Origin of the sequence: Streptomyces sp. NPDC002463, from assembly GCF_042889835.1 — a bacterium.
GTDB classification, from domain to species: domain Bacteria; phylum Actinomycetota; class Actinomycetes; order Streptomycetales; family Streptomycetaceae; genus Streptomyces; species Streptomyces nymphaeiformis.
The window spans coordinates 69889-91552 of record NZ_JBIARL010000004.1 but is presented as its reverse complement, the minus strand read 5'-3'; the positions used below and the strand labels follow the sequence as shown (position 1 = coordinate 91552).

The 21664-nt window shown below is 72.9% G+C and carries 22 protein-coding genes; 8 read left to right on the top strand and 14 right to left on the bottom strand.

Annotated features, from left to right (window positions below; genetic code table 11):
* Positions 1-54: 54 nt before the first annotated feature.
* The gene (locus tag ACFYX3_RS10555) at positions 55-957 is read left to right on the top strand and encodes an NAD-dependent protein deacetylase (RefSeq protein ID WP_389010758.1); all 903 of its coding nucleotides are present in this window, start codon (positions 55-57) and stop codon (positions 955-957) included.
* A gap of 19 nt (positions 958-976) precedes the next feature.
* On the opposite strand, the gene ACFYX3_RS10550 is transcribed toward ACFYX3_RS10555, so the two are convergent.
* Positions 977-1120, bottom strand: coding sequence for a hypothetical protein (locus ACFYX3_RS10550; protein WP_181924741.1), 144 nt, complete (start codon positions 1118-1120; stop codon positions 977-979).
* A gap of 236 nt (positions 1121-1356) precedes the next feature.
* Between ACFYX3_RS10550 and ACFYX3_RS10545 the strand changes: the two genes are divergently transcribed.
* Together ACFYX3_RS10545 and ACFYX3_RS10540 are read left to right on the top strand one after the other, a co-directional pair.
* Entirely contained in the window at positions 1357-3642 is a 2286-nt protein-coding gene (locus ACFYX3_RS10545) for a hypothetical protein (RefSeq protein ID WP_389010754.1), read from the top strand.
* Between the two features lie 21 nt (positions 3643-3663).
* Positions 3664-4212 carry a GNAT family N-acetyltransferase gene (locus ACFYX3_RS10540; RefSeq protein ID WP_389010751.1) on the top strand — a complete coding sequence of 183 codons (549 nt, stop codon included), beginning with the start codon at positions 3664-3666 and terminating at the stop codon, positions 4210-4212.
* Positions 4213-4230: 18 nt separating this feature from the next.
* On the opposite strand, the gene ACFYX3_RS10535 is transcribed toward ACFYX3_RS10540, so the two are convergent.
* Complete coding sequence (locus ACFYX3_RS10535; protein WP_389010748.1) at positions 4231-5052, bottom strand: SDR family oxidoreductase; 822 nt, start codon at positions 5050-5052, stop codon at positions 4231-4233.
* A 160-nt stretch (positions 5053-5212) separates the two neighbouring features.
* On the opposite strand from ACFYX3_RS10535, the gene ACFYX3_RS10530 reads away from it, so the two are divergent.
* Positions 5213-5749, top strand: a complete 537-nt coding sequence (locus ACFYX3_RS10530; RefSeq protein WP_116163419.1) for a hypothetical protein — start codon at positions 5213-5215, stop codon at positions 5747-5749.
* A 16-nt stretch (positions 5750-5765) separates the two neighbouring features.
* On the opposite strand, the gene ACFYX3_RS10525 is transcribed toward ACFYX3_RS10530, so the two are convergent.
* A complete protein-coding gene (locus ACFYX3_RS10525) occupies positions 5766-6575 on the bottom strand; it encodes an alpha/beta fold hydrolase (RefSeq protein WP_389010745.1) in 810 nt (269 codons plus the stop codon).
* An 80-nt stretch (positions 6576-6655) separates the two neighbouring features.
* Entirely contained in the window at positions 6656-7564 is a 909-nt protein-coding gene (locus ACFYX3_RS10520; RefSeq protein WP_389010742.1) for an RNA polymerase sigma-70 factor, read from the bottom strand.
* A gap of 181 nt (positions 7565-7745) precedes the next feature.
* On the opposite strand from ACFYX3_RS10520, the gene ACFYX3_RS10515 reads away from it, so the two are divergent.
* The gene (locus tag ACFYX3_RS10515; RefSeq protein WP_389010739.1) at positions 7746-8225 is read left to right on the top strand and encodes a carboxymuconolactone decarboxylase family protein; all 480 of its coding nucleotides are present in this window, start codon (positions 7746-7748) and stop codon (positions 8223-8225) included.
* A gap of 71 nt (positions 8226-8296) precedes the next feature.
* Here the strand turns inward: ACFYX3_RS10515 and ACFYX3_RS10510 are convergent, their stop codons facing one another.
* Genes ACFYX3_RS10510 through ACFYX3_RS10490 form a run of 5 tightly spaced genes read right to left on the bottom strand, consistent with a single transcriptional unit; the run spans position 8297 to position 12982 of the window.
* Positions 8297-8980 (bottom strand): HAD family hydrolase, encoded by a 684-nt coding sequence (locus ACFYX3_RS10510; protein ID WP_382656747.1) that lies wholly within the window; start codon positions 8978-8980, stop codon positions 8297-8299.
* On the bottom strand, positions 8977-10062 hold the full coding sequence (locus ACFYX3_RS10505; protein WP_389010735.1) for an ABC transporter ATP-binding protein: 1086 nt from the start codon (positions 10060-10062) through the stop codon (positions 8977-8979). Before ACFYX3_RS10505 ends, ACFYX3_RS10510 begins: the two co-directional genes overlap by 4 nt.
* Positions 10063-10065: 3 nt before the next feature.
* Complete coding sequence (locus ACFYX3_RS10500; protein WP_181924740.1) at positions 10066-10989, bottom strand: ABC transporter permease; 924 nt, start codon at positions 10987-10989, stop codon at positions 10066-10068.
* Positions 10977-11870: an ABC transporter permease gene (locus ACFYX3_RS10495; RefSeq protein WP_376586873.1), complete on the bottom strand. Its 894-nt coding sequence runs from the start codon at positions 11868-11870 to the stop codon at positions 10977-10979. The genes ACFYX3_RS10500 and ACFYX3_RS10495 overlap by 13 nt, the downstream gene beginning before the upstream one ends.
* Complete coding sequence (locus tag ACFYX3_RS10490; protein WP_376587037.1) at positions 11870-12982, bottom strand: ABC transporter substrate-binding protein; 1113 nt, start codon at positions 12980-12982, stop codon at positions 11870-11872. The genes ACFYX3_RS10495 and ACFYX3_RS10490 overlap by 1 nt, the downstream gene beginning before the upstream one ends.
* Positions 12983-13297: 315 nt before the next feature.
* Here ACFYX3_RS10490 and ACFYX3_RS10485 point away from each other — a divergent pair, with 315 nt between their 5' ends.
* The 3 genes from ACFYX3_RS10485 (at position 13298) to ACFYX3_RS10475 (ending at position 16575) form a co-directional block, all read left to right on the top strand.
* Positions 13298-14047: a GntR family transcriptional regulator gene (locus tag ACFYX3_RS10485; protein ID WP_389010730.1), complete on the top strand. Its 750-nt coding sequence runs from the start codon at positions 13298-13300 to the stop codon at positions 14045-14047.
* Between the two features lie 158 nt (positions 14048-14205).
* Positions 14206-15474, top strand: coding sequence for an NAD(P)/FAD-dependent oxidoreductase (locus tag ACFYX3_RS10480; RefSeq protein WP_389010727.1), 1269 nt, complete (start codon positions 14206-14208; stop codon positions 15472-15474).
* A gap of 57 nt (positions 15475-15531) precedes the next feature.
* Positions 15532-16575, top strand: a complete 1044-nt coding sequence (locus tag ACFYX3_RS10475) for a MerR family transcriptional regulator (protein ID WP_389010724.1) — start codon at positions 15532-15534, stop codon at positions 16573-16575.
* Positions 16576-16589: 14 nt separating this feature from the next.
* On the opposite strand, the gene ACFYX3_RS10470 is transcribed toward ACFYX3_RS10475, so the two are convergent.
* The 5 genes from ACFYX3_RS10470 to ACFYX3_RS10450 all read right to left on the bottom strand — a co-directional run bounded on the left by ACFYX3_RS10470 (position 16590) and on the right by ACFYX3_RS10450 (position 21545).
* Positions 16590-17453 (bottom strand): DUF1295 domain-containing protein, encoded by an 864-nt coding sequence (locus tag ACFYX3_RS10470; protein WP_389010721.1) that lies wholly within the window; start codon positions 17451-17453, stop codon positions 16590-16592.
* 67 nt (positions 17454-17520) lie between these two features.
* A complete protein-coding gene (locus ACFYX3_RS10465; RefSeq protein ID WP_389010718.1) occupies positions 17521-18825 on the bottom strand; it encodes a class I SAM-dependent methyltransferase in 1305 nt (434 codons plus the stop codon).
* On the bottom strand, positions 18822-19577 hold the full coding sequence (locus tag ACFYX3_RS10460) for a DUF1365 domain-containing protein (RefSeq protein ID WP_389010715.1): 756 nt from the start codon (positions 19575-19577) through the stop codon (positions 18822-18824). The genes ACFYX3_RS10465 and ACFYX3_RS10460 overlap by 4 nt, the downstream gene beginning before the upstream one ends.
* Positions 19574-20833, bottom strand: a complete 1260-nt coding sequence (locus ACFYX3_RS10455) for an NAD(P)/FAD-dependent oxidoreductase (RefSeq protein WP_389010712.1) — start codon at positions 20831-20833, stop codon at positions 19574-19576. Before ACFYX3_RS10455 ends, ACFYX3_RS10460 begins: the two co-directional genes overlap by 4 nt.
* A gap of 94 nt (positions 20834-20927) precedes the next feature.
* Positions 20928-21545, bottom strand: coding sequence for a sigma-70 family RNA polymerase sigma factor (locus tag ACFYX3_RS10450; RefSeq protein WP_389010709.1), 618 nt, complete (start codon positions 21543-21545; stop codon positions 20928-20930).
* Between the last annotated feature and the right edge of the window lie 119 nt (positions 21546-21664).

Below are 21664 nucleotides of genomic sequence, written 5' to 3'. Positions count from 1 at the left end.
TCACCCCCATCCCGCCGGAACGCGTACGGGTCGCCCCTTCCGTACCCTGGCCGCATGCGCATGCGCCCCACCTTGAGCTGGACGCCGGACGAGGACCTGCCACCGGGTACGACGGACCTGGGGCCGGTCTCCGACGCGCTGGAGGCCGGCGGTGTGCTGGTGCTCAGCGGTGCCGGGATCTCCACGGAGTCCGGCATCCCCGACTACCGGGGCGAGGGCGGAAGCCTCAGCCGGCACACTCCGATGACCTACCAGGACTTCACCGGCAGCGAGCAGGCCCGGCGGCGGTACTGGGCGCGCAGCCATCTCGGCTGGCGCACCTTCGGTCGCGCCCTGCCCAACGCCGGGCACCGGGCCGTCGCCGCCTTCGCACGGCACGGGCTGCTCTCGGGCGTGATCACCCAGAACGTCGACGGTCTGCACCAGGCCGCCGGCAGCGGAGGGGTCGTGGAGCTCCACGGCAGCCTGGCGCGGGTCGTCTGCCTGTCCTGCGGCACGTACAGTCCGCGCCGGGAGCTCGCGGCACGCCTGGAGGAGGCCAACGCGGGCTTCGAGCCGGTGGCGGCCGGCATCAACCCGGACGGTGACGCCGACCTCACCGACGAGCAGGTCGGCGACTTCCGTGTGGTGCCGTGCGCGAACTGCGGCGGGGTCCTCAAGCCCGATGTCGTGTTCTTCGGCGAAGCCGTCCCGCCCCAGCGCGTCGAGCACTGCCGCGCCCTGGTCCGCGAGGCGGCCTCGCTGCTGGTTCTCGGTTCCTCGCTCACGGTGATGTCGGGGCTCCGCTTCGTCCGCCAGGCGGCCGAGGCCGGGACCCCGGTCCTGATCATCAACCGGGACCCGACCCGCGGGGACCGGCACGCCCTCTCCCGTATCGCCCTCCCCCTCGGAGCCGCCCTGACCAGCCTTGCCGAGCGGCTCGACATCCCCGCCGACCCTCAGGCGGAGCTCGGCTGAGGCACCGAGGCCGTGCCGGTCATCGGTGCTGAAGCCAGTACACGAGAAACGTCACGGCCGCGGATCCGGCGGCGCCCGCGGCGCCGATCGCGGCTTGCAGGATGAGGCGACGCCACACGGGTGTGCTGGGCTGCTCGCGTGCGACGTCGCCGGTGCCGGTCATTCCTGGTCCTCCTGGGTCCGCCGGGTCCTCGTCTGGCGACGATCCCGGCTCGTGGTGTGTGGCGACCATCGTTGCCCGGGCGTGAGGCGGAAGGGGGAGCTGCGGTGTTGCCGGTTGGAGGTGGCATCGGGGACGCGGCCGGCGGTCGTGTTGCCGACTCAGGTGGCAACACCCGCACCAGGACGCATCCCTGTCGCGCGACGGATACTGCGGGAATGCCTGACAGGACAGTCGAGATGACGGATGCGAATCCCGACCGGCGGCGGAAGCCGGCGCAGTTGGCCGCGCTGAAGGACAGCCTGCCCGCCGAGAAGCGCGCGCTGGCCGAGGATCTTCGAGCGTTGTTCGGTGCGCTGGGCATCAGCGTCCGGCGGTACGCCGCGCGCCGTCATCTCGACGCGAGTTCCGTGACCCGCTACCTCAACGGCGAGCGCGTTCCGCCGTGGGAGTTCGTCGCCGACCTGGTCGGCACGGTCCGGGAGGTCTCCGCGCCGTTGACGCCCCAGGCCGAGGCCGCGCTGCGGGAGACGCACCGGACGGCGCTGAAGTCGAACCGCCGCAGCGGCAAGTTGCAGGAGCTGCAGGACGAACTGGCCGACGTCGACGAGGAGAGCCGTCGCATCAGGACGCGGCAACGCGCTCTGGAGGAGGCCCTGCTCGACCGGGAGCGCAGTCTCTCCGATTCGCTGCGGCGCTGCGAGAACCTCGAACTGAAGCTGGACGAGCAGCAGTCGGCCCATCGGGCGGATGTGGCGCTGTGGGAGGGCGAGTACGAGCAGCTGCAGAGCGAGTGCGGCGACCTGCGTCAGGAGGTGCTCTTCCTGCAGGAGGCGCTCGCCGTCACGAGGGCCGAGCTGATCGCGGCGGAGGAGCAGTGCCATCGTCTGGAGACCGAGCTCGACGCGCTCGCCGAGCTGGAGCGTCCGGGTGAGGGCGCGTCGTCGTTGATGGCCGCGCTGGAGGCGGCCGACCGTACCGCCTCCGTCGCGGAACTGGTCGCGGTCGTGGGTGATCTGGAGGCCCGTACCCAGCAGGCGATGGCGCGGGAGCTCGTGTCGTCGGCGAGCCGTTCCCGCCGGGTCGAGGAGGTCGCGGCGCTGCTTTCGGGCTTACGGCAGGCCGGTCTCCACGCCCATGCGGAGACGGCGGTTCCGGCCCTCGTGATGACACGGCCCGTGGCGGAGACGGCCGCGCTCGCCGCCGCTCTGCACCGGGCGGGCTTCGAGGACGGGGTGGCGACGCTGCTGCGGTCGTCGGTCGAGCTGCATGCGCCGTGCGACATCATCGGTCTCTGTCTCGGTCTGCACCGGGATCAGCTGGGCGAGCTGGCGGAGAGCCTGCTCGCGGCCGCCTTCGTCGTGCGCACGGTGACCGACGTGGTCGCCGTCGTGGTGTGGGCCGCCGGCACCGAGGTCGAGCCGGCGACCCTGTCGGCGCTGGGTCTTGCCGCGGGTCACCGCAGCGCGCAGGAGCTGGCGGAGCTCACCGTCGCCCTGCGCAACGCGGGCCGTGATGGACACGCCCGGTCCCTGCACGACGCGGTGGCGGACCGCGGTGCGGCGAAGGACGTCGTCACCACCGTCGAGTGCTTCACGGCGAGGGGGTTGACCGAGGACGCCGACCGGATCCTCGCGGCGACACAGGACCGGGGGGTGTCCCACGTGCTGTCCCTGGTGAGGTGTCTGGTGCAGGCGGGATACGGCGCCGCCTCGGCGGAGATCGTGGATCGCGCCGTGGAGCGTTGGCAGGTCGACGAGATCGCCGGCCTGATCGCCGCCCTCTACAGCATGGACTGCTTCTCGCAGGCCTCGCAGGCCTTGATGGGCGCCATGCGTCTTTCGGTCGAGTCGACGCGGTTCCTCTTCCGCTACCTGGACGATGTGTACCCCGGTGCCGAGGCGGTGGTGGAGATGGTCTCCGCTTCGGGCAGTCCCGAGCGGGCCGCGTATCTGCTGACGTCCCTGGATCGCGGTGGCCTTCCGTCGCTGGCCGAGACGGTGTTCCAGCAGACCGTGGAGCAGCGGCCGACCGGATACGCGGGGCTCTTCCTCCAGGTCCTGGCCGTGTCGGACGCCGAGGTGATGCGGGAGTCCGCCTTGTACGACCGGGCGTGCGCGGCCCCCGGGCCGGAGATGGCGCCCCTCCTGCTCGCGCTGGCCGCCGCCCGTCTCTTCCCGGCTGTCGACGCGGTGGCGCGAGGCTGCGCCGGCAGCCGGGACCCGGGAGGCCTCGTACTGCTGCTCAAGCGGCTCCACCACCTCGACCACCCCAGTCAGCCACGGGCCGAGAGCGTCGTCGTCCGGATCGTCGAGACGGTCGTGGACGGCTGGGAGGTGGCCGAGCAGGTGAATCTGGCGATCGCCCTGGCCCAGGCCGGACTGGCCCAGGATGCCGACCTGTTCACCCGCCAGGCCTCCGGCCGGCCACGGTTCGGGAACGCCTTGAGGAACGAACAGAACAAGCACGCGCAGAAGGTCTTCTCCCGCACCTTCTGGAGGAAGGGATCTCCGGGCGGGGAGTGACACGTGCCCTAACGTGGGTGCATGCCCACGACGACGCCACGGGTGGCACTGCACCCGCTCACGCACTCCGACCAGGACGAGTTCTGCACGCTCGTGCGGGCCAGCTCGACGCTGCACCATCCGTGGATGCAGCTGCCCGCGACCGCGGCGGAGTTCCAGGACTGGATGCACCGCTTCGACGACGGCAGCAACCTGGGCTTCCTGATACGCGTGCGGGAGACCGGCGAGGCCGCCGGCATGGTCAACATCAACTCGGTCATCCGGGGCCGCTACCAGGGCGCGTCCCTCGGCTACGCGGCCTTCGCCCCGTCCGCCGGGTCCGGGTACATGACCGAGGGCGTCGCCCTGACCCTTCAGTACGCCTTCACCGAACTGCGGCTCCACCGCCTGGAGGCCTGCATCCAGCCGGGGAACAAGGCGTCCCTGGCCCTGGTCCAGCGGCTCGGCTTCCGCTTCGAAGGGGTCTCGCCCGCCTACCTCTACATCGACGGGGAGTGGCGCGACCACGAGCGCTGGGCCGTCAGCGCCCCACAGCCGTGGACACCCGATCCCTCCCTGCCCGAGGTCTGAGCCGCGGACGGCATGACCTCATCCGGCGAGGAACTCCCGGACTCCCCTGAGGCGGGTGCCGATCCGGCGCTGGGTCGCACGGCCGTCGAGGACGATACGGAGGCCGCCGGGCAGGTCCGTGTCGGCGCGGCGGCCGGTCGCGAGGCGTGAGGCGTCGAGGCCGTCCCTCCGCGCGATGAGCGTGCCGAGTTCGTGTCGGGTGACGGCCTCCGGGCCTGCCAGGTGGAAGACGCCGGTCGCGTCGGACCCGGCGAGTTCCCAGAGCGCGGCGGCCAGGTCCCCTACGTGGACGGGGCAGCGGACGTCGTCGGTGAACAGGGCTCCGCGACGCGTGCCCGCCACCAGGTGGTGGACCCTGCGCTCGTGCTCGGACCGGCCGTCGCCGACGATCAGCGAGGTCCGTGCGACGACCGCGTCCGCGCACAGCAGCCGCACGGCGGTCTCGGCCGTCGCCTTCGCCGCCCCGTACGGGCTGACCGGGTCCGGCTCACAGGTCTCGTCGTACGGGTCGGGGCGGCCCGCGAACACGGCGTCGGTGGAGACGTGCACCAGCCGGATGCCCCGTTCCGCGGCCGTCCGGGCCAGACGCACGCCGCCCTCGGCGGTGACCGCCCAGTCCGCCCCGCCGCTGCTCGCGTTGATCACCGCGCTGGGCTCCACCACGTCCAGGAGCTCCCGCAGGCGGGTGGGATCACGCAGATCCAGGCGATGCCACGTCACCCCGGGCGCCTCACCCGGGCGCGAGTGGAAGGTGGCGGCCGTGTCCCGGCCCGCCGCACTGCCCTGGCGGGCGAGTTCGGTGCCGAGATGACCACTGCCGCCGACGATCAGTACCGTCATGCCGCACCACGCTATGCCCACGACGCGGCGAGCGGTGCGGACTTCCGGCCGATGTCACCCCTCAGGGGCTTTCCTCGGGATTTACCGGACCCCGGGCAGGTCAGCGGTCTAGCGTATCGGCATACCATGCCGCCGGCCGCTGTCATACGAGGAGAATCCTGTGCCATCGTCCTGCGACCCCCAGTACGCCCCCGCCGGTGATGTGAGTGCGGCGATGATGCTGGTCGACTCCCGGCTCAAGGCCATCTACGACGGCAGGACCGAGATCGACCCCGAACGGCGCAGGCTGGACGAGCAGTTCACCGCGTCCCTGGGGCCCACGGGGGCCCAGGACCTGCTCGACGGCGTGTGCACGATCATCTTCATGTACATGAAGTGGCTGCGGTTGGCCTGCGAGGAGCACGACAAGGACGTGGTCGAGTACGTCGTGCCCAACCTGGTGACCACGATGCTCCGGATGTCGAGGAGCATCCGGCCCGCGGCCGTCCCCACCATGGCCGGCCTGGCCATCGCGGCGGGCACCGGCCTCAGCCCGAGCCTGTGGCGTCAGCAGTACGGGGACTGGACCCGGGACGAGATGAACGCCCTGGAGGCCACCGCGTTCCTCCTGGCGGAGGTCATCAACCGGATCACCGACGACGAGGACTTCGCCACCCGCCTGGTCACCGACGCCCTGACGAGCGCGGACCGGTCCTGACGCGCAGGCGTCGTCCTCACATACGGTCGGCCATGAAGGCCGTCAGGTCCCGGAGTACGCGCTCCGGGGCCTCCCAGTACGGGACATGGCCCACGCCCTCGTAGATCAGGAGGCGGGAGTCGGGGATCGTGTCGAGGATCGTCTGCTGGTCCTCGCGGGTCAGGAGGGGGTCCCGGTCGCCCCAGACGACCAGGGTGGGCACGAGGATCCCGGACAGGGTGGCCCGGAGGTCGGTCTCCAGGAGTCCGCGCAGAGTCTCGCGCCAGACGTGGGCCGGGGCCTTGATGTTCTCGTCGGCGACGGTCTTCAGGAAGCCGCGTGCCACCGGGGTCGTTGTCAGACCGTCGGCGAAGTCCACGGCGAGTGCGGGATCCACGGGGTCCCGCAACTCCCGCACGGTCTCCCAGAACGCGGCGGCCTGCGGCTTGTCGGCGAGCGTCGCCGGGACGCCGAGCAGGACGAGGCCGGCCACGCGGTCCGGTCGGCGGCCCGCGACGATGCGGGCCTGCACCCCGCCGCTCGATCCTCCGACCAGTACGGCCCGCTCGATGCCCACGCTGTCCAGGAAGGCGACCAGGTCCTCGGCGAAGTCCTCCGGCAGGTAGCCGTCGGGCGGCTTGTCGGCGTCGCCGTGGCCCCGCTGGGTGGGGGCGTACGCGTGCAGGCCGGGAGGCAGGCTGCGCAGCAGCGGCTCGAACGTCCACCAGGAGTCCAGATAGCCGTGCACCAGGACGAGCGGTACGCCCCCCGGACTGCCGGCCTCCGCGTACGGAAGCGTCGGGCGCCCCTCCCCCAGGACGGCACTGTGCACGGCGACGGCGGCCATCGGCGGCCCTCCTCACCTCTCCTTCCTCCAGGATAGGAAGGAGAGGTGAGGGGGGACAGTCGGGGCGCTCGCCGGGGCCCTCAGCGGCTCAGGGCGGTCTCGCCTGCCAGGTACGACAGCTTCTCGGGGTTGCGCACGGCGTAGAGGCCGGTGATGAGGCCGTCGTCGACGCGCATCGCGAGGACGGTGTCGATCTCCCCGTCCAGCCGGACGATCAGCGCCGGATCGCCGTTGATCCCGGCGGGCTCGAGTACCGCCACGGTGGCGATCCTGCCCAGGACCCGTACCACCTCGTCGGCGCCCACGACGGGCGCCAGGGCGGCCCGTACGGCCCCGCCGCCGTCGGTCAGCAGGACGACGTCCGGCGCGAGGACGTCGAGCAGGCGTCGCAGGTCGCCCGTCTCGACCGCGCGGCGGAACGCGTCGACGGTGCGGCGGGTCTCCGCGGCGGAGGCGACGCCGCGCGGCCGGCGCGCGGCGACGTGGGCCCGCGCCCGGTGGGCGATCTGGCGGACGGCGGCCGGTGTCTTCCCGACGGCTTCGGCGATCTCGTCGTACCCCAGGTCGAACACCTCGCGCAGGACGAACACCGCCCGTTCGGTCGGGGTGAGGGTCTCCAGGACGAGCAGCATCGCCATCGAGACGCTGTCGGCCAGTTCGGCGTCCTCGGCGACGTCGGGCGTGGTCAGCAGCGGCTCGGGCAGCCAGGGGCCGAGGTAGGACTCCTTGCGGCGGCCGAGCGTGCGCAGGTGGGTCAGCGCCTGGCGGGTGGTGATCCGGACGAGGTACGCGCGCTGGTCGCGTACGGTGCCGGGGTCGACGCCCGCCCAGCGCAGCCAGGTCTCCTGCAGGACGTCCTCGGCGTCGGCGGCGGAGCCGAGCATCTCGTAGGCGACGGTGAAGAGCAGTCTGCGGTGGGCGACGAACGCCTCGGTGACGTCACGCGTCCCGTCCTGCCTCGCCGCATCGTCCCTCTTTCGGTCGTTCATCGCCCGCTCCCGCCCGTTCGCTCTCGTGTGCGCCGTGCACGAGACGCCGGCCGGCGCCGTTCCGTGACACCCGGTTCCGGTGATCCAGGCCACAGTGCCGTGCCGTCACACGGACGGGGGCGGCGGCGTCTTGTGGTCACCCCGTGCGACGGCGCACGGCATCACGGATGAGGACGACGTCATGGAACCCCGTTTCAACCTGTTCGACAGCCCCACCGCCGCGAAGGTCGCCAAGCGGTTCTACAACGCCTCCCTGGCGCTGGAGGAGTCGACGCTGCCGAAGTCCCTGCGGGAGCTGGTGCAGCTGCGGGTCGGTCAGATCAACGGCTGCGGATTCTGCGTGGACGCCCACGCGAAGGAGGCCGCGGCCGAGGGCGAGTCGGCCGTACGGCTGAGTCTGGTCGCCGCCTGGCGGCACAGCACCGTGTTCACCGAGGCGGAGCGGGCGGCGCTCGCGCTCGCCGAGGAGGGCACGCGGCTCGGCGAGCACGGCGTGTCCGACGAGACCTGGGCCGAGGTGCGCAAGCACTACGACGACGACCAGGTCGGCGCGCTGGTCTGTGTGGTGGCGCTGATCAACGCGGCCACCCGGATGGCCGTGATCGTGCGCACCCTGGGCGGCTCGTACGAGCCCGGGCTTTTCGCCCGTACGGCCGGCTGACCGGCGGAGAAGGGCGCGGGCCCGTTCCTGGATCGCTCGATCCTGGAACGGGCCCGGCGCGCGTGTTCGGATCAGCCCTTCACTGCGCTTCTGGCTGCCGCCCCGTCGTGGACGTGGCGGCGCAGGCTGTCGAGGGTCACGTCCTCGAGGCTTTCGGCGAAGATCCTGCCGGGGCCCGGCGGCACCGGCAGGAGGGAGGGGACGACCAGGACGGCACAGCCTGCGGCGTCGGCCGAGGCCGCTCCGTCCGGGGAGTCCTCGACGGCCACGCACGCCTCCGTGGGGACGCCGAGCCGCTCGGCGGCCGCGCGGTACGGGTCGGGGTGCGGCTTGGTCCGTACGGTGTCGTCGGCGGAGAGCGTGAGCGCGAAGGGGACGTGCGCGAGCGCGCCGCCGACGACCGAGTCGACGACCGAGCGGGGCGAGGCGCTGACCAGCGCGAACGGCAGGCCGGCCCGGTCCAGTTCGGCGAGGAGGCGGTCCGCTCCCGGGCGCATCGGGGCGCCCTCGTCGACGCGCTTCTGGAAGGCGGTGGTCAGTGCCGTGGCGACACCGTCCGGGTCGCTCGCGCCGGTGGTGCGTACGAGGTGGGCGGCGGTGTCCTCGACGGCGCGTCCGACGACCTCGGGCGCGTCGGTCTCGGTGAGCCGGTGGCCGAGCCCGGCGGCGATCTCCTCCACGACCTCCCACCACAGGACCTCGGTGTCGACGAGGGTGCCGTCCATGTCGAAGAGGACGGCGGCGAGTCCGCTCACCGCTCCGCCCTCGGGACGACGAGTGCGGGGTGCGGGGCGATGCCGACGGTGGCGCGGGTGCCGGGGGTGAGGTCGCCGGCGTCGCGCGACGGGAGGTCGGCCTTGACCGTCGTACCGCGGTGGTCGAGGTGGACGCGGGTGACGGAGCCGAAGAAGGACGTGGAGACGATCACGGCCTCGCCTTCGGTGTCGGCGGTCACGGTGATGTTCTCGGGGCGGACGAGCACCTCGACGTCGCGGGTGTCGGGGACGTCTCCGTCGACGGGGAGGCGGCTGCCCGCGGCCTCCACCTGTCCGGAGTCGGTGAGGTGGCCCGGGAGGCGGTTCATGGTGCCGACGAACTCGGCGACGAAGGCGGTCGCGGGCCGGCGGTACAGCTCGGCCGGGGCGGCGCACTGCTCCAGCTTCCCGGCGTTGAGGACGGCGACGCGGTCCGCCATGGACAGCGCCTCCTCCTGGTCGTGGGTGACGAACACGGTGGTGATGCCGAGGGAGAGCTGGAGCCGTCGGATCTCCTCGCGGAGGCTGAGCCGGACCTTGGCGTCGAGCGCGGACAGCGGCTCGTCCAGGAGCAGGACGCGGGGCCGGAGGGCGAGGGCGCGGGCGAGGGCGACGCGCTGCTGCTGGCCGCCGGACATCTGGTGCGGGTAGCGGTCGCCGTGCTCGGGAAGGCCGACGAGGTCGAGGAGTTCGGCGGCGCGGGCGTGGCGCTCGGCCGTCCTGGCCTTGCGGACGCGGAGGCCGAAGGCGACGTTGTCGCGGGCGGTGAGGTTGGGGAAGAGGCTGTACGACTGGAAGACCATGCCGGCGTCGCGGCGGTTGGCCGGTACGTGGGTGATGTCCGCCCCGTCCACGAGGACCTCGCCGGAGTCGGGGCGTTCGAAGCCGGCCAGGACCCGCAGGGCGGTGGTCTTGCCGCAGCCCGACGGGCCGAGGAGCGCGAGGAGTTCGCCGGGTTCGGCGGTCAGGTCGAGGCCGTCGAGGGCGGTGGTGGTGCCGAACGCGCGGCGCAGGCCGCGGAATTCGACGCGGGCCCCGGTGGCGGCGGTGGACTCCGTCCGTTCCGCTGTGGCAGAGGTCATGGGTCAGGACTCCTTGCGGGAGGTGCGGGGGGCTCCGGGCGTGCCGGTCGGGGCGGTTCCGGCCCGGGACAGGACGAGGAGCAGGGCCCAGGTGATGAGGAGGCTCAGGAGGGAGACGGCCACCGACATGCGGGCCTGGGCTCCGGAGATGGAGACGATCCACACGGCGAAGGGACGGAAGCCGAGGATCGAGGCGGTGGTGAACTCGCCGAGGACGAGCGCGAGGGTGAGGAAGGCGGCGCCGGCGAGCGAGGAGCGCAGGTTGGGCAGGATCACGCGGAGCATGACGTACGGCCAGGAGGCTCCGCAGTTGCGGGCGGCCTCGACGAGCGTGGGGACGTCGACGGCGCGCAGTCCCGCGTCGAGGGAGCGGTACACGAACGGCAGGGCCATGACGGTGTACGCGAGGACCAGGACGAAGGGGAAGTCCTCGTTCTGGACGGCGAGGAACGTCTGGTAGAGAGGGGTCCGCGACAGGTGGTCGGGGCCCCAGCGCAGGACGGTGCTGATGCCGGTGACGAGGGCGATCGGCGGCACCACGAGCGGCAGCATGCACATCACCTCGACGACCGGCCGCAGGCGCGGCGCGCCGAGCCGGACGGCCACCAGGGCGGGCACCGCGAGCAGCAGGGACAGCGCGATGGTGGCGGCGGCGAGGCCGAGGGAGAGCAGCAGGCTCTCGGTGAACCCGTCGGCGGAGAGCAGCGCGGTGTACGCCTCGAAGGAGACGCCCTGGCCGGGGGTGTGCACGGTGAACACGAACGAGGCGACGAGCGGGACGAGGAAGTACGCGCCGCCGAGGCCGAGGACGAGGCCACGCCACACGCGGGGGCGGCGCCGGGTCCGTACGGGTGCGGTGGACCGGGCCGCCGGGCGTGTCCCGGACTCCGGGGTGACGTCCGGGGCGGTGGGGGTCATCGCAGCCATCGGGCGCTCCTGCGCTGGAGGGGGAGGTAGATCGCCATGACCAGGCCGGCGATCAGGATCATGTCGAGGCCGAGGGCGAGGGCGACGTTCTCCTGGCCGACCATGACGTTGCCGGAGAGGGCGTCGGCGATCTTGAGGGTGACCAGCGGTACGGAGCCGCCGACGAGGGCCGCCGCGGTGGCGTGGGCGGCGAAGGCGCTGCCGAAGAGCAGCACGAACCCGCCGAGCAGCGAGGGCGCGAGGACCGGGATGCCGACGTGGCGCCAGTACTGCCACCCGCCGGCGCCCGCGTTCTGCGCGGCCTCCCGCCACTGGGGGCGCAGGCCGTCGAGGGCGGGCATGATCACGAGGACCATGAGGGGGATGAGGAAGTACAGGTAGACGACGGCGAGGCCGCCGAAGGAGTACAGGTTCCAGCCGAGGCTGGTCAGGTCGGCGAGCTGGGTGACGACGCCGGAGATGCCGACGGTCGCGATGAACGCGAACGCGAGGGGGACGCCGCCGAAGTTGGCGAGGACGCCGGAGGCGGTGAGGACGGCGCTGCGCAGGGCCTGGGAGCGGGAGGTGACGACGGCCTGGGCGATGAGGACGCCGAGGACCGAGCCGATCAGGGCGGTGAGCGCGGAGAGTTGCACGCTGCCGACGAGGGAGCCGAGGTAGGGGCCCTGGAGCGAGCGGCTCAGGTGCTCGCCGGTCAGGGCGGTGGCGCCGGTGGCCGGATCGGTGCGGGTGACGGCGCCGAACAGGAGGGCGCCGAGGGGCAGTCCGAAGGCGAGGGCCGTGAAGGCGATCAGGGGGAGGGCGGCGAGCCAGGTGCGGGGGCCGCGCCGCCGGCGGCTGGTGCCGCCGGCGGTTCCCTTGGTGGGGGTGGCTGAGGACATCAGGAGAGGGCCTTGTCCCACTTCTCGGCGAGGGTGGCCTTGGCCTTGTCGAGCTCGGCGGAGGCCGGGAAGGAGGGGGTTCCCTCGACCTTGGGGAGCTTGGCCAGGAGCGTCTTGTCGGCGGTGCCGTCGGTGGTCATGGCCGGCAGCAGGACGGGGCGGGCGTAGCCCTTGAGCCAGAGGTTCTGGCCCTCGGTGCTGTAGAGGAACTCCATCCACAGGCGGGCGGCGGCGGGGTGCGGGGCGTCCTTATTGAGGGCCTGGGAGTAGAACTGGGCGTACACGCCGTCGGTCGGGACGGCGACCTGCCAGTCGACGCCCTTGCCCTTGAACTGGTCGGCGTAGCCGGCGTTGAGGTAGTCCCAGTCGATGCTGATGGGCGTCTCGCCCTTCTCGACCGTGGCGGGGGTGGACTCGACGGGGATGAAGTTGCCGCTCTTCTTCAACTTGCCGAAGAAGTCGATGCCGGGCTGGATGTCCGCGAAGGAGCCCTTGTTGGCGAGGCTGGCCGCGTACACGCCGCCGAAGGCGGAACCGGACTTGGTCGGGTTGCCGTTGAGGGCGACCTTGCCCTTGTACTCGGGCTTGAGGAGGTCCGCGAAGGTCTTCGGGCAGTTCGGGATCCGCTTGGCGTCGCAGCCGATGGAGACGTAGCCGCCGTAGTCGTTGTACCAGCGGCCGTCGGCGTCCTTCTGCGCCTCGGGGATCTTGTCCCAGGCCTCGACCTTGTACGGGGCGAAGAGACCCTCCTCGGCGCCGCTGCGGGCGAAGGCGATGCCCAGGTCGAGGACGTCGGGGGCACGCTTCTGGCCCTTGCGGGACTTGACGGCGGCGATCTCGTCGGCGCTGGCGGCGTCCGGGTTCTCGCTCTCGACCTTGATGCCGTACTTCGTCTCGAACGCCTTGATCAGCTCGCCGTAGTTGGCCCAGTCCGGCGGCAGCGCGATGACGTGCAGCGCGCCTTCCTGCTTCGCCGCCTTGACGAGGGCGTCCATGCCTCCGAAGTCCTTGGCCGACGCCGCGGTGGCCGACTTCGCGCCCTCGGCGCCGGCGGCGCCCTCGGGAGCGGCACCACAGGCGGTGACGGTGGTGAGGACGACGGCGCCGAGCAGGAATGCGGCGCCGCGGACGGGGGTTCTGCGCACGGGTTTCTCCCAGAAGCAAATGGAGCGACTGAAGCGAGGGGCGGAACTTGTCTGAACAAGCCGCCCTTAGTTCGCCTGCGCTTCCTGTCCGGAAAATGAACGGGACATGACCGAATCCGGTCGCCTCCCGGAAGAGCCGGGTGCCGTGAACCACGGGTGACGTCCGTGGACTTGAGGTGAACCAGCAGAGCGATCCGGTGCCTGATCGGCGGGTTAGGGTGGGTGTCGGGACCGCACGCGCCGTGACGTGCTGCGCACAGCCAAGGACGAGATGGGGGCATTGTGACGACGCTCTACGTGGAGATCGCGGAGGAACTCCGCCGCTCGATCCTCAACGGCGAGTACCCCGTCGGCGCCCGCCTGCCCTCCGAGAGCGACCTCGCCGACCGCTGGTCCGCCTCACGCGGTACGGTGCGCCAGGCCGTCGCCGTGCTCACCGCGGAGGGCATCATCGGCTCCCGGCAGGGCGCCCGGCGCATCGTGCTCCGCCGGGAACGCCGGCACAGCTTCGCCGAGCTCCACAGCTTCGCCCAGTGGGCCCGCACGATGGGCTACCGGTCGGCGAGCCGGTTCCTCCACCGGGAGCGCCGCCGGGCCACGCCCGAGGAGGCACGCCGCCTCGGGCTCCCGGAGGGCGCCGCGGTCCTGGACGTCCTGCGGCTGCGCTGCCTGGACGACGAACCGGTGATGGTGGAACGCACCGCGTACGCGGAGTGGGTCGCGCCCAGCGTCGAGTCCCTGCCCGTCGACTGCGCCTCCATCATGGACAGCATGGCCGAGGACGCGGGGATCATCGCCCACTACGGCGAGCACCTCATCGACGCCGTCCCCGCCGGGAGCGACGACGCCCGTCTGCTCCGCGTCCGCCGGGGCAGCCCGCTGCTGCGACAGCGCCACCTGACGAGCAACCAGGACGGCCGCCCGATCGAATGGACCGAGGACCGCTACCGCGCGGGAAGCGTCACCTTCAACGTCAGCAACTCGGTGGGCACCGCCCCTCTGGTCAGGGATCCCGGCTCGCTGCTGATGTGACACCGGGAGCACCTCACCCACCACGAGCCCCTGCTGCATCCGCGCCGCCCTCGCGCCCGGAAGTCGAAGGTGACGGACACCGTCGGGCCGGGGGCGCAGGCAGGCACCCGTCCGGCGGACGAGCGCCACCGCGCCAGGGACGAAGAGGAGGTGTCGCCATGGGCACGTCGCATGCCGGGCGGTACGACGTGGTGATCATCGGGGCCGGGGCCGCCGGGCTCGCCTGCGCGGCCGACCTGTGCGCGGCCGGCCTGCGCGTGCGGCTGCTGGAGGCGGCGGGGGCGGTCGGCGGGCGGATGCGCACCGACCGCGTCAAGGGATTCACCGTCGACCGGGGCTTCCAGGTCTTCAACACCTCCTATCCCCAGGTCCGGCGTCGGCTGGATCTGAAGGCGCTCAAGCTGCGGCCCTTCACGCCCGGCGTCCTCGTGCACACGGAGAACGGCCCCCGCCGGTTCACGGACCCCACCCGCAGGCTCCGGGAGATCCGTGATCTTCTCCCCGGCAGGCTCGCGTCGGCGCGTGATCTGGCGGCCGTCGCCGCGCTGACGGCCCGGGACGCGCTGGCACCGGCTTCCGCGCTCCGGCGGGGCCCCGACGGCACCACGCGTACGGCGCTGGCCGATGCCGGTGTGTCACCGGAGCTGGTGGAGACCTTCTTCCGGCCCTTCCTCTCCGGGGTCTTCCTGGAGGACGAGCTGGAGACCTCGGCCCGTTTCTTCCATCTGGTGTGGCGGAGCCTGCTCCGCGGCACCCTCGCCCTGCCGGCCGAGGGGATCGGGGCGGTTCCCGCCCAACTGGCCTCCCGGCTGCCGCCACACGTACTGCGGAGCGGCTGTCCCGTCACGGCCGTGACGCCCGGCGAGGTCGCCGTGGTGGGCGGCGACACGCTGCGGGCCCGCGCCGTCGTCGTCGCGACCGGGCAACGGGCCGCGGCCGACCTGCTCCCGGGCCTCCGCGTGCCGGACGGCCGAACGGTCACGACGCTCTACCACGCCCCGGCCGAACCGCCCACGACGGAACCCCTCCTCTTCGTCGACTCCCGGCGCAGGTTCCTGAACACCTGTGTCCTGAGCGCCGTCCAGCCCGGGTTCTCGCCCGACGGCAGGGCCCTGGTGTCCACTTCGGTGCTCGGCTCCCCCGGCCCGGCGGAGACGGCGGCGGTCCTGCGGGCCATGGGCGAGGTGTACGGCGCGGACACGGGCCACTGGGAGCTCGTCCACCGCGTCACCGTTCCCGAGGCGCTGCCCGCGATGGCCGGCCCCGTCCCGCTGTCACGGACCACGCGGTTCGCCCCCGGTCGGTACGTGTGCGGGGACCACCGGGCCACCGGTTCGCTCCAGGGCGCGCTGGCCTCGGGTGCGCGTGCGGCCCGCGAGGTGCTCGAGGACCTTGCCGGTCACGGGCCCCGAGGGACCGGCTCCTGAACGCTTCACGAGCCTACGCCCGACCTTCGCATCGATTCCGCATCGTATGGTGGGAACATGTCCGACACAGCCCACGGGATCACGACGGGCGCCGTGGCACGGCGGCTGGGCGTCTCCCCCACCACCGTGCGTTCCTGGGACCAGCGGTACGGCATCGGACCCGCCGCGCGGGTGGACGGGCGCCACCGGCGGTGGAGCCCCGCCGACGTCGCGATGCTCGAGGAGATGTGCCGGCTCACGGCGTCGGGCGTCCCGCCCGCCGAGGCGGCACGGGCCGCCCAGCAGGTCCGGACCGACGCGGAGACGGCCGTCCCCGACGCGACCGCCGACGCCCCTGCGGCGGTACCCGAGGCGAAGGCGGGCTCGATCGTGCCCGCGGAGGACGTGCCTCCGGCGGGAACCGGGCGCGCCGGCCCCGGCAGCGGGCTTCCTCTGGGCGCCGTACGGCAGGAGTGCCGCGGACTCGCCCGTGCCGCCGTGCGCCTCGACGCCCCGGCCATGGAAAGACTGCTCCAGGAGGTGCTCGCGGAACACGGGCTGGTCACCGCGTGGGAGGAGGTCATGGCCCCGACGCTGCACGCGGTGGGCCGGAAGTGGGAATCGTCGGACGACCGCTACGTCGAGGTGGAGCACCTGCTCTCCTGGCACGTCTCCACGGCGCTGCGGCGGGCCGCCTCGACCGGACCGGCGATCGCTTCCTCGACCGCCCCGGTCGTCCTGGCCTGCGTGCCCGCCGAGCAGCACACGCTGCCCCTCGAGGCACTCGCCGCGGGACTCGCGGAAAGGGGCCTGCCGACGCGGATGTTCGGCGCGGCCGTGCCCGCGGAAGCCCTCGACGCGGCGGTGCGCCGGTCCGGGCCGGCTGCCGTCACCCTCTGGTCCCAGGCGAGGTCCACCGCCGACCACGCGCTGGCCCGGCACGTCGCGACCACGGCCTTCGGTGTCCGGGGAGCACGCACGGCCCCCCTGGTCCTCCTCGCGGGTCCCGGCTGGCTCGGCCGGCCGCCCGCTCCCGGCATGGTGCGTCCCACCGGACTGCGCGAGGCGATCGGCGTGATCTCCCGGCTGTACGGAGAGCCGGCCGGAGATGCCGCAGGCTGACAGGGCGTCCTCCTCTACGGACGTGGAGGGCGCACCGACCTCCCGGTCGCGCCGTCGTCCACCCGTTCCGCGGCCGGCAGCGGGCGGGGAGGCCGGGGGAGGAAGCCGCTCGTGCGTGCCTGATAGGCCGCGTACCCGGGGCGGCCGGCCATATGGGCCTCCAGGAGCCGCTTTCCGCTGCCCCAGATCAGCAGGGCGCTCATGACGAGCGGGGAGACGAGGGTGAGGGCGGCGGTCCGCCAGGTGGCGCAGGACGTGAGGTACAGGCCCCACCACACGAGGAAGTCGCCGAAGTAGTTGGGATGCCGGGTCCAGCTCCACAGCCCCTGGTCCATGACGCGGCCCCGGTTCGCCGGGTCGGCCTTGAACCGGGCGAGCTGCCGGTCCCCCACCGCTTCGAAGGCGAGGCCCACCGCCCACACGGCGAGGCCCGCCCAGTCGGTCGCCGTCAGCGGTCCGGGCAGCAGGACCGCGACCTGGACGGGGAGGGAGACGAGCCACACGAGGGCGCCCTGGAGGAGGTACACCTTCCACAGCGCGTGGAGAGTGGGGTTGCCGCGGGCGCGGGCGAGCATCCGGGCGTACCTGGGGTCCTCCCCGTGACCGCGCCCGCGGCGGGCGATGTGGGTCGCGAGCCGTAGTCCCCAGACGACGGTGGCGAGCGCGACGGCGGTCCGGCGGACGTCGTCGCCGTGGCCGGCCGCGAGGATCCAGGCCACGACGGCGACGGCGGCGAAGGCGACGCCCCAGGCGATGTCGACGATCCGGTGCAGACGTCTCGCGGTGCCGATGGCGAAGGTGACCAGCATGACCGTCAGCGCGGTGGCCGCCGAGGCGGCCAGGACGAGGCCGAGGGTCTCCGTGTCGACGCCGCTCATGAGCCCTCCCCGCTCCGACGGGCGGTGGCGGCGGGCGGCGCGGACCCGGGCCTGCGGCTCGCGGGGCTCATCCTGCGGCCTCCGAGTCGTCGGCCGTGAGCCGGAGTTGGAGGACGTCGAGGTAACGGGAGCGGAATCCGGCCTCGGAGTAGGCGAGGTAGAAATCCCACATGCGCCGGAAGACGGGGTCGAAGCCGAGTGCCGCCACGGCGGACTCCTCTCGGAGGAAGCGTGCGCGCCACTGGCGGAGGGTCTCTGCGTAGTGGTCGCCGTAGCTTGCTCGGTGGGTGATCCGCAGGCCGGCGGCGGCGCTCTCCTCCGCGATGGCCCGTGGGGAGGGGATCAGACCGCCGGGAAAGACGTACTTGCTGATCCACGTGTGGGTCCGGGCGGTGGCGAGCATGCGTGCGTGCGGCATGGTGATGGCCTGGAGGGCGACGCGGCCGCCCGGGGCGAGGAGGCGGCGGAGCGCGGTGAAGTAGTCGGACCAGTACTCGGCGCCGACGGCCTCGATCATCTCGACGCTCACGATCGCGTCGTAACTGCCCCGGACCTGACGGTAGTCGAGCAGTTCGACGGTCACGCGGTCGTCGGCGCCGGCACGCGCGACGCGTCGGCGCGCGAGGGCGAGCTGTTCCTCGGAGAGGGTGACGGTGCGGACGCGGGCGCCCCGGGCGGCGGCACGGATCGCGAGTTCGCCCCAGCCGGTGCCGATCTCCAGGAGCTCGGTGCCCGGGCCGGTCCCGGCCAGGTCGAGAAGCCGGTCGATCTTGCGGTGCTGGGCAGCGGTGAAGTGTGCGTCGGAGAGGATCCCGGGCTCTCTCCGGAGGGGGTCGAAGACGGCCGAGGAGTAGCTGAGACCGGGGTCGAGGAAGAGGGCGAAGAGCTCGTTGGAGAGGTCGTAGTGGCGGTGGATGTTCTCGCGCGCCCCGTCGGGCGTGTTGCGGTCGGCAACGGGCCTGCGCCGGACCCAGGCACCCCGGAACCGGTGCAGCGGGGCGGGAACGAGGTCGTCGACGTGACGGGCGAGGACGGTGAGGACACCGACGAGGTCGTCGGCGTCCCATTCACCGGCCATGTACGACTCGCCGAAGCCGATCAGCCCGTCGGCGCCGATCCGCCGGTGGAAGGCTTCCGGATCGTGGAGCACGAGGGTCGGCACGTCGGCGCCGGTCCGCCGGTTTCCGAGGGGCACGCCTCGGCCGGCGCTCGTCCGCAGGGGCAGCCGGGCGAACGCCCGCTCCACGAGCCGGCGGGCGACGGCGGTGCGCACGGCGGAGGCACGAGGCAGCCGGGCTACGTCGGGCCAGCGGTCCGGGTCCACCGGAACGTGGCCGGCGGACGGCGTGGCCTGCGGAAGGGAGAGGGTCACGGGGTGCCTTCCTGCGGGGCGGGGACGGTACGGGGACGGGGGCGGACGCGGAGCCCCTTGAGGTAGAGCCGGATGCCGTGGCGACGGATGCCGAGGGAGACCGAGGCGGTCGACCAGGGGTGGCGGACCGCCGCCGCGAGCAGGGTGCTCGGGCGGGCGGGCCGGCGGGTGCCGCGGACGGTGGCCGTCAGGGGGCGGGAGCCGTCCGTGCGGCGGAGCTGGACGGTCAGGTCGAGGCGGTCGCCGGGGAGTGGCAGCCGCATGCGGTAGGCACCCTCGACGTCGAGGAACGGCGAGACGTAGAACTCCTTGGCCGTCACCGCGCGGCCCCGTGCGTCGGGCTGCAGCAGATAGGTGTGGCGCCCGCCGTAGGTGTTGTGCACCTCGGCGACGACGCAGCGGGGACGTCCGGCCCGGTCGTGGCACCAGTACAGGGTGAGCGGGTTGAAGACGTGTCCGAGGACGCGTGCGTGGGCGAGCATCAGCACCTGACCGTCCGCGTCCGCCACGCCGTGGGCCGCGAGGCAGGCCTCCAGGCCGGCCCGCAGGGTGGGGGCGCCGCCGTCGAAGTGGTCGGACGGATCGAAGCGGGCGAGGGGACGCAAGGGCAGGGGAAGGACGGGCAGGTCGTCGAGGTCGACCAGCCACAGGTACGTGCGGTGGCGGAGCGCGTAGCGGAAGGGAGTGACGCGGGTGTGGGCGACCTCGGTCTCGTAGAGGGCGGGGACGGGCGGTGGGTCGGCGCTGCTCATGAGGCGTCCGCTCCCAGGTGGCGGGCGGCCTCGACGCCGGAGCGGCAGCCGTCCTCGTGGAAGCCCCAGCCGTGGTAGGCACCCGCGTAGGCGGTCACCGGGGTGCGCAGGGCGGGCAGAAGGCGCTGCGCGGCCACGGACTCCGGGGTGTAGACGGGGTGTTCGTACGTCATGCGGGCCAGGACGGTGGACTCGTCGACGCGGTCGCCGGGGTTGAGGGTGACGATGTGCGGGCGGCTGTCCGGGAGTCGCTGCAGCCGGTTCATGTCGTAGCTGACCTGGACGGATCCCGGGCGCGCCGTGCAGGAGGGCAGCCAGTAGTTCCAGGAGGCCCTGGCGTGCGGCGAGCGCGGCAGGAGGGTGGTGTCGCGGTGCAGGACCGTCGGGTTGCGGGAGTACGTGAAGGCGCCGAGGACGCGCCGTTCGTGTGCGGTGGGATCGGCCAGGAGGCGCAGGGCCTGGTCGGGGTGGACGGCGATCACGACGGCGGCGTGTTCGGCCGCCTCGCCGTCGGCGGTGACGACGGTCGCGCGGTCGGCTCCGCGCACGACGGTGCGCACCGGGGTCGCGGTCCGTACGGAGGTGAGACCCTTCGCGATCCGTTCGACGTAGGCGGCCGATCCGCCGGTGACGGTCTTCCACCGGGGCGATCCGGTCACGGAGAGCAGACCGTGGTGGTGGAGGAAACGGAACAGGTACACGGCAGGGTGGCGAAGGGCGGTGTCGGGGGCGCAGGACCAGACGGCGGAGACGAGGGGGATCGCGAAGTGGCCGACGAAGTGGGCGGAGAAGCGGTGGGCCCGCAGGAAGTCCCCGAGGGTGGAGGTGGTGTCGTCGGCGGACATCAGGCGGCGCGCGAGCCGGTGGAAGCGGGGGACCTCGGCGAGCATCCGCAGGTGGCGGCCGCGGCGGACGTTGCCGCCGCCGAGGAGGCCGCCGATTCCGCGCGCGCCGGCGTATTCGAGGCCGCATCCGTCACAGCGGACGGACATGCTCATCTCGGAGTCCTGCGTGGTGACGCCGAGTTCGCGGAAGAGGCGCAGGAGGTGGGGGTAGGTCCGCTCGTTGTGGACGATGAAGCCGGTGTCCACGTGGAGCGTCCCGCCCTCGGCGGCGGGCAGTTCGTGCGTGTGCGCGTGGCCGCCGAGCCGGTCCTCCGCTTCGTACAGCACCACGTCGTGGACGCGGGACAGGAGATGGGCGGCGGTGAGTCCCGCCACCCCCGCTCCCACCACCGCGACGCTTCGTCCGTTCATCGTCTCCACCCCTTGTGTGTGCCGCCGGCCGGTCGGGGCGGCGGGTCTGTCTCGTGTCGGTCTTCGGAGCCCCTGGGGCGGCCGTACGACCCGGTCAGCCTCCGGCGGCGGCGAGCTCCAGGCTGTGGCGCATGCGCTGGAGGCCGCGCCGTGCATGGCTCTTGACGGTGCCCAGGGGCAGGCCGGTGCGGTCGGCGATCTGTGTCTGGGTGAGGTCGGCGAAGTAGGCGAGTCGCAGCACGTCGCGCTGGACGCGGGGCAGTCTGGCCAGTTCGTCGGTGACGACCATCCGGTCGAGGAGCAGCTCGGGCTGATCGCCCGTCCGGGCCTCGTGCTCCAGGGTGGCCCCGAGGGTCGTCGCGAGCTCGGTGCGGCGGGTGCGGGCGGTCAGCGCGTCGGCGATCTTCCGGCGGGTGATGCCGGTGAGCCACGCCGGCAGGGTGCCGCGTTCGGGGCGGAAGTTGCCTCGCCCGCTCCACGCGGCGACGAACACCTGCTGGGTGACGTCCTCCGCCTCGCGGGGGTCCCCCAGAGCCCGGGCCGCCAGGGTGTGGACCAGGCGGCCCCAGCGTCGGTAGGCCGCGGCCAGACAGTACTCGTCGCCGCGGACCAGGCCACGGGCGATCCAGTCGTCGCCGTCGCCGGGCGGCGTGTGACCGGGAGGCCGTTCCGACTGGCGGGCGGAACAGCCGGTGAGCCGGTGTGCGGTCATGACGCTTCCTCCTCCGGGCGGTGGCGTGGGACGTCCACCGGGGGCTTGCCGCGGCGGGAGCGGCGTCGGGAGTTCACCGGCCCCGCACACCCTCACGGTCCGCCCCGCACCCCCTTCGG

Excerpts from the sequence above, each read along its gene's own strand:
- ACFYX3_RS10450 (WP_389010709.1), bottom strand. The coding sequence starts at position 21,545 with ATGACCGCACACCGGCTCACCGGCTGTTCCGCCCGCCAGTCGGAACGG.
- ACFYX3_RS10500 (WP_181924740.1), bottom strand. The coding sequence starts at position 10,989 with ATGGCTGCGATGACCCCCACCGCCCCGGACGTCACCCCGGAGTCCGGG.
- ACFYX3_RS10455 (WP_389010712.1), bottom strand. The coding sequence starts at position 20,833 with ATGAACGGACGAAGCGTCGCGGTGGTGGGAGCGGGGGTGGCGGGACTC.
- ACFYX3_RS10520 (WP_389010742.1), bottom strand. The coding sequence starts at position 7,564 with ATGAACGACCGAAAGAGGGACGATGCGGCGAGGCAGGACGGGACGCGT.
- ACFYX3_RS10480 (WP_389010727.1), top strand. The coding sequence starts at position 14,206 with ATGGGCACGTCGCATGCCGGGCGGTACGACGTGGTGATCATCGGGGCC.
- ACFYX3_RS10545 (WP_389010754.1), top strand. The coding sequence starts at position 1,357 with ATGACGGATGCGAATCCCGACCGGCGGCGGAAGCCGGCGCAGTTGGCC.
- ACFYX3_RS10550 (WP_181924741.1), bottom strand. The coding sequence starts at position 1,120 with ATGACCGGCACCGGCGACGTCGCACGCGAGCAGCCCAGCACACCCGTG.
- ACFYX3_RS10515 (WP_389010739.1), top strand. The coding sequence starts at position 7,746 with ATGGAACCCCGTTTCAACCTGTTCGACAGCCCCACCGCCGCGAAGGTC.
- ACFYX3_RS10535 (WP_389010748.1), bottom strand. The coding sequence starts at position 5,052 with ATGACGGTACTGATCGTCGGCGGCAGTGGTCATCTCGGCACCGAACTC.
- ACFYX3_RS10555 (WP_389010758.1), top strand. The coding sequence starts at position 55 with ATGCGCATGCGCCCCACCTTGAGCTGGACGCCGGACGAGGACCTGCCA.
- ACFYX3_RS10495 (WP_376586873.1), bottom strand. The coding sequence starts at position 11,870 with ATGTCCTCAGCCACCCCCACCAAGGGAACCGCCGGCGGCACCAGCCGC.
- ACFYX3_RS10505 (WP_389010735.1), bottom strand. The coding sequence starts at position 10,062 with ATGACCTCTGCCACAGCGGAACGGACGGAGTCCACCGCCGCCACCGGG.
- ACFYX3_RS10525 (WP_389010745.1), bottom strand. The coding sequence starts at position 6,575 with ATGGCCGCCGTCGCCGTGCACAGTGCCGTCCTGGGGGAGGGGCGCCCG.
- ACFYX3_RS10460 (WP_389010715.1), bottom strand. The coding sequence starts at position 19,577 with ATGAGCAGCGCCGACCCACCGCCCGTCCCCGCCCTCTACGAGACCGAG.
- ACFYX3_RS10470 (WP_389010721.1), bottom strand. The coding sequence starts at position 17,453 with ATGAGCGGCGTCGACACGGAGACCCTCGGCCTCGTCCTGGCCGCCTCG.
- ACFYX3_RS10540 (WP_389010751.1), top strand. The coding sequence starts at position 3,664 with ATGCCCACGACGACGCCACGGGTGGCACTGCACCCGCTCACGCACTCC.
- ACFYX3_RS10475 (WP_389010724.1), top strand. The coding sequence starts at position 15,532 with ATGTCCGACACAGCCCACGGGATCACGACGGGCGCCGTGGCACGGCGG.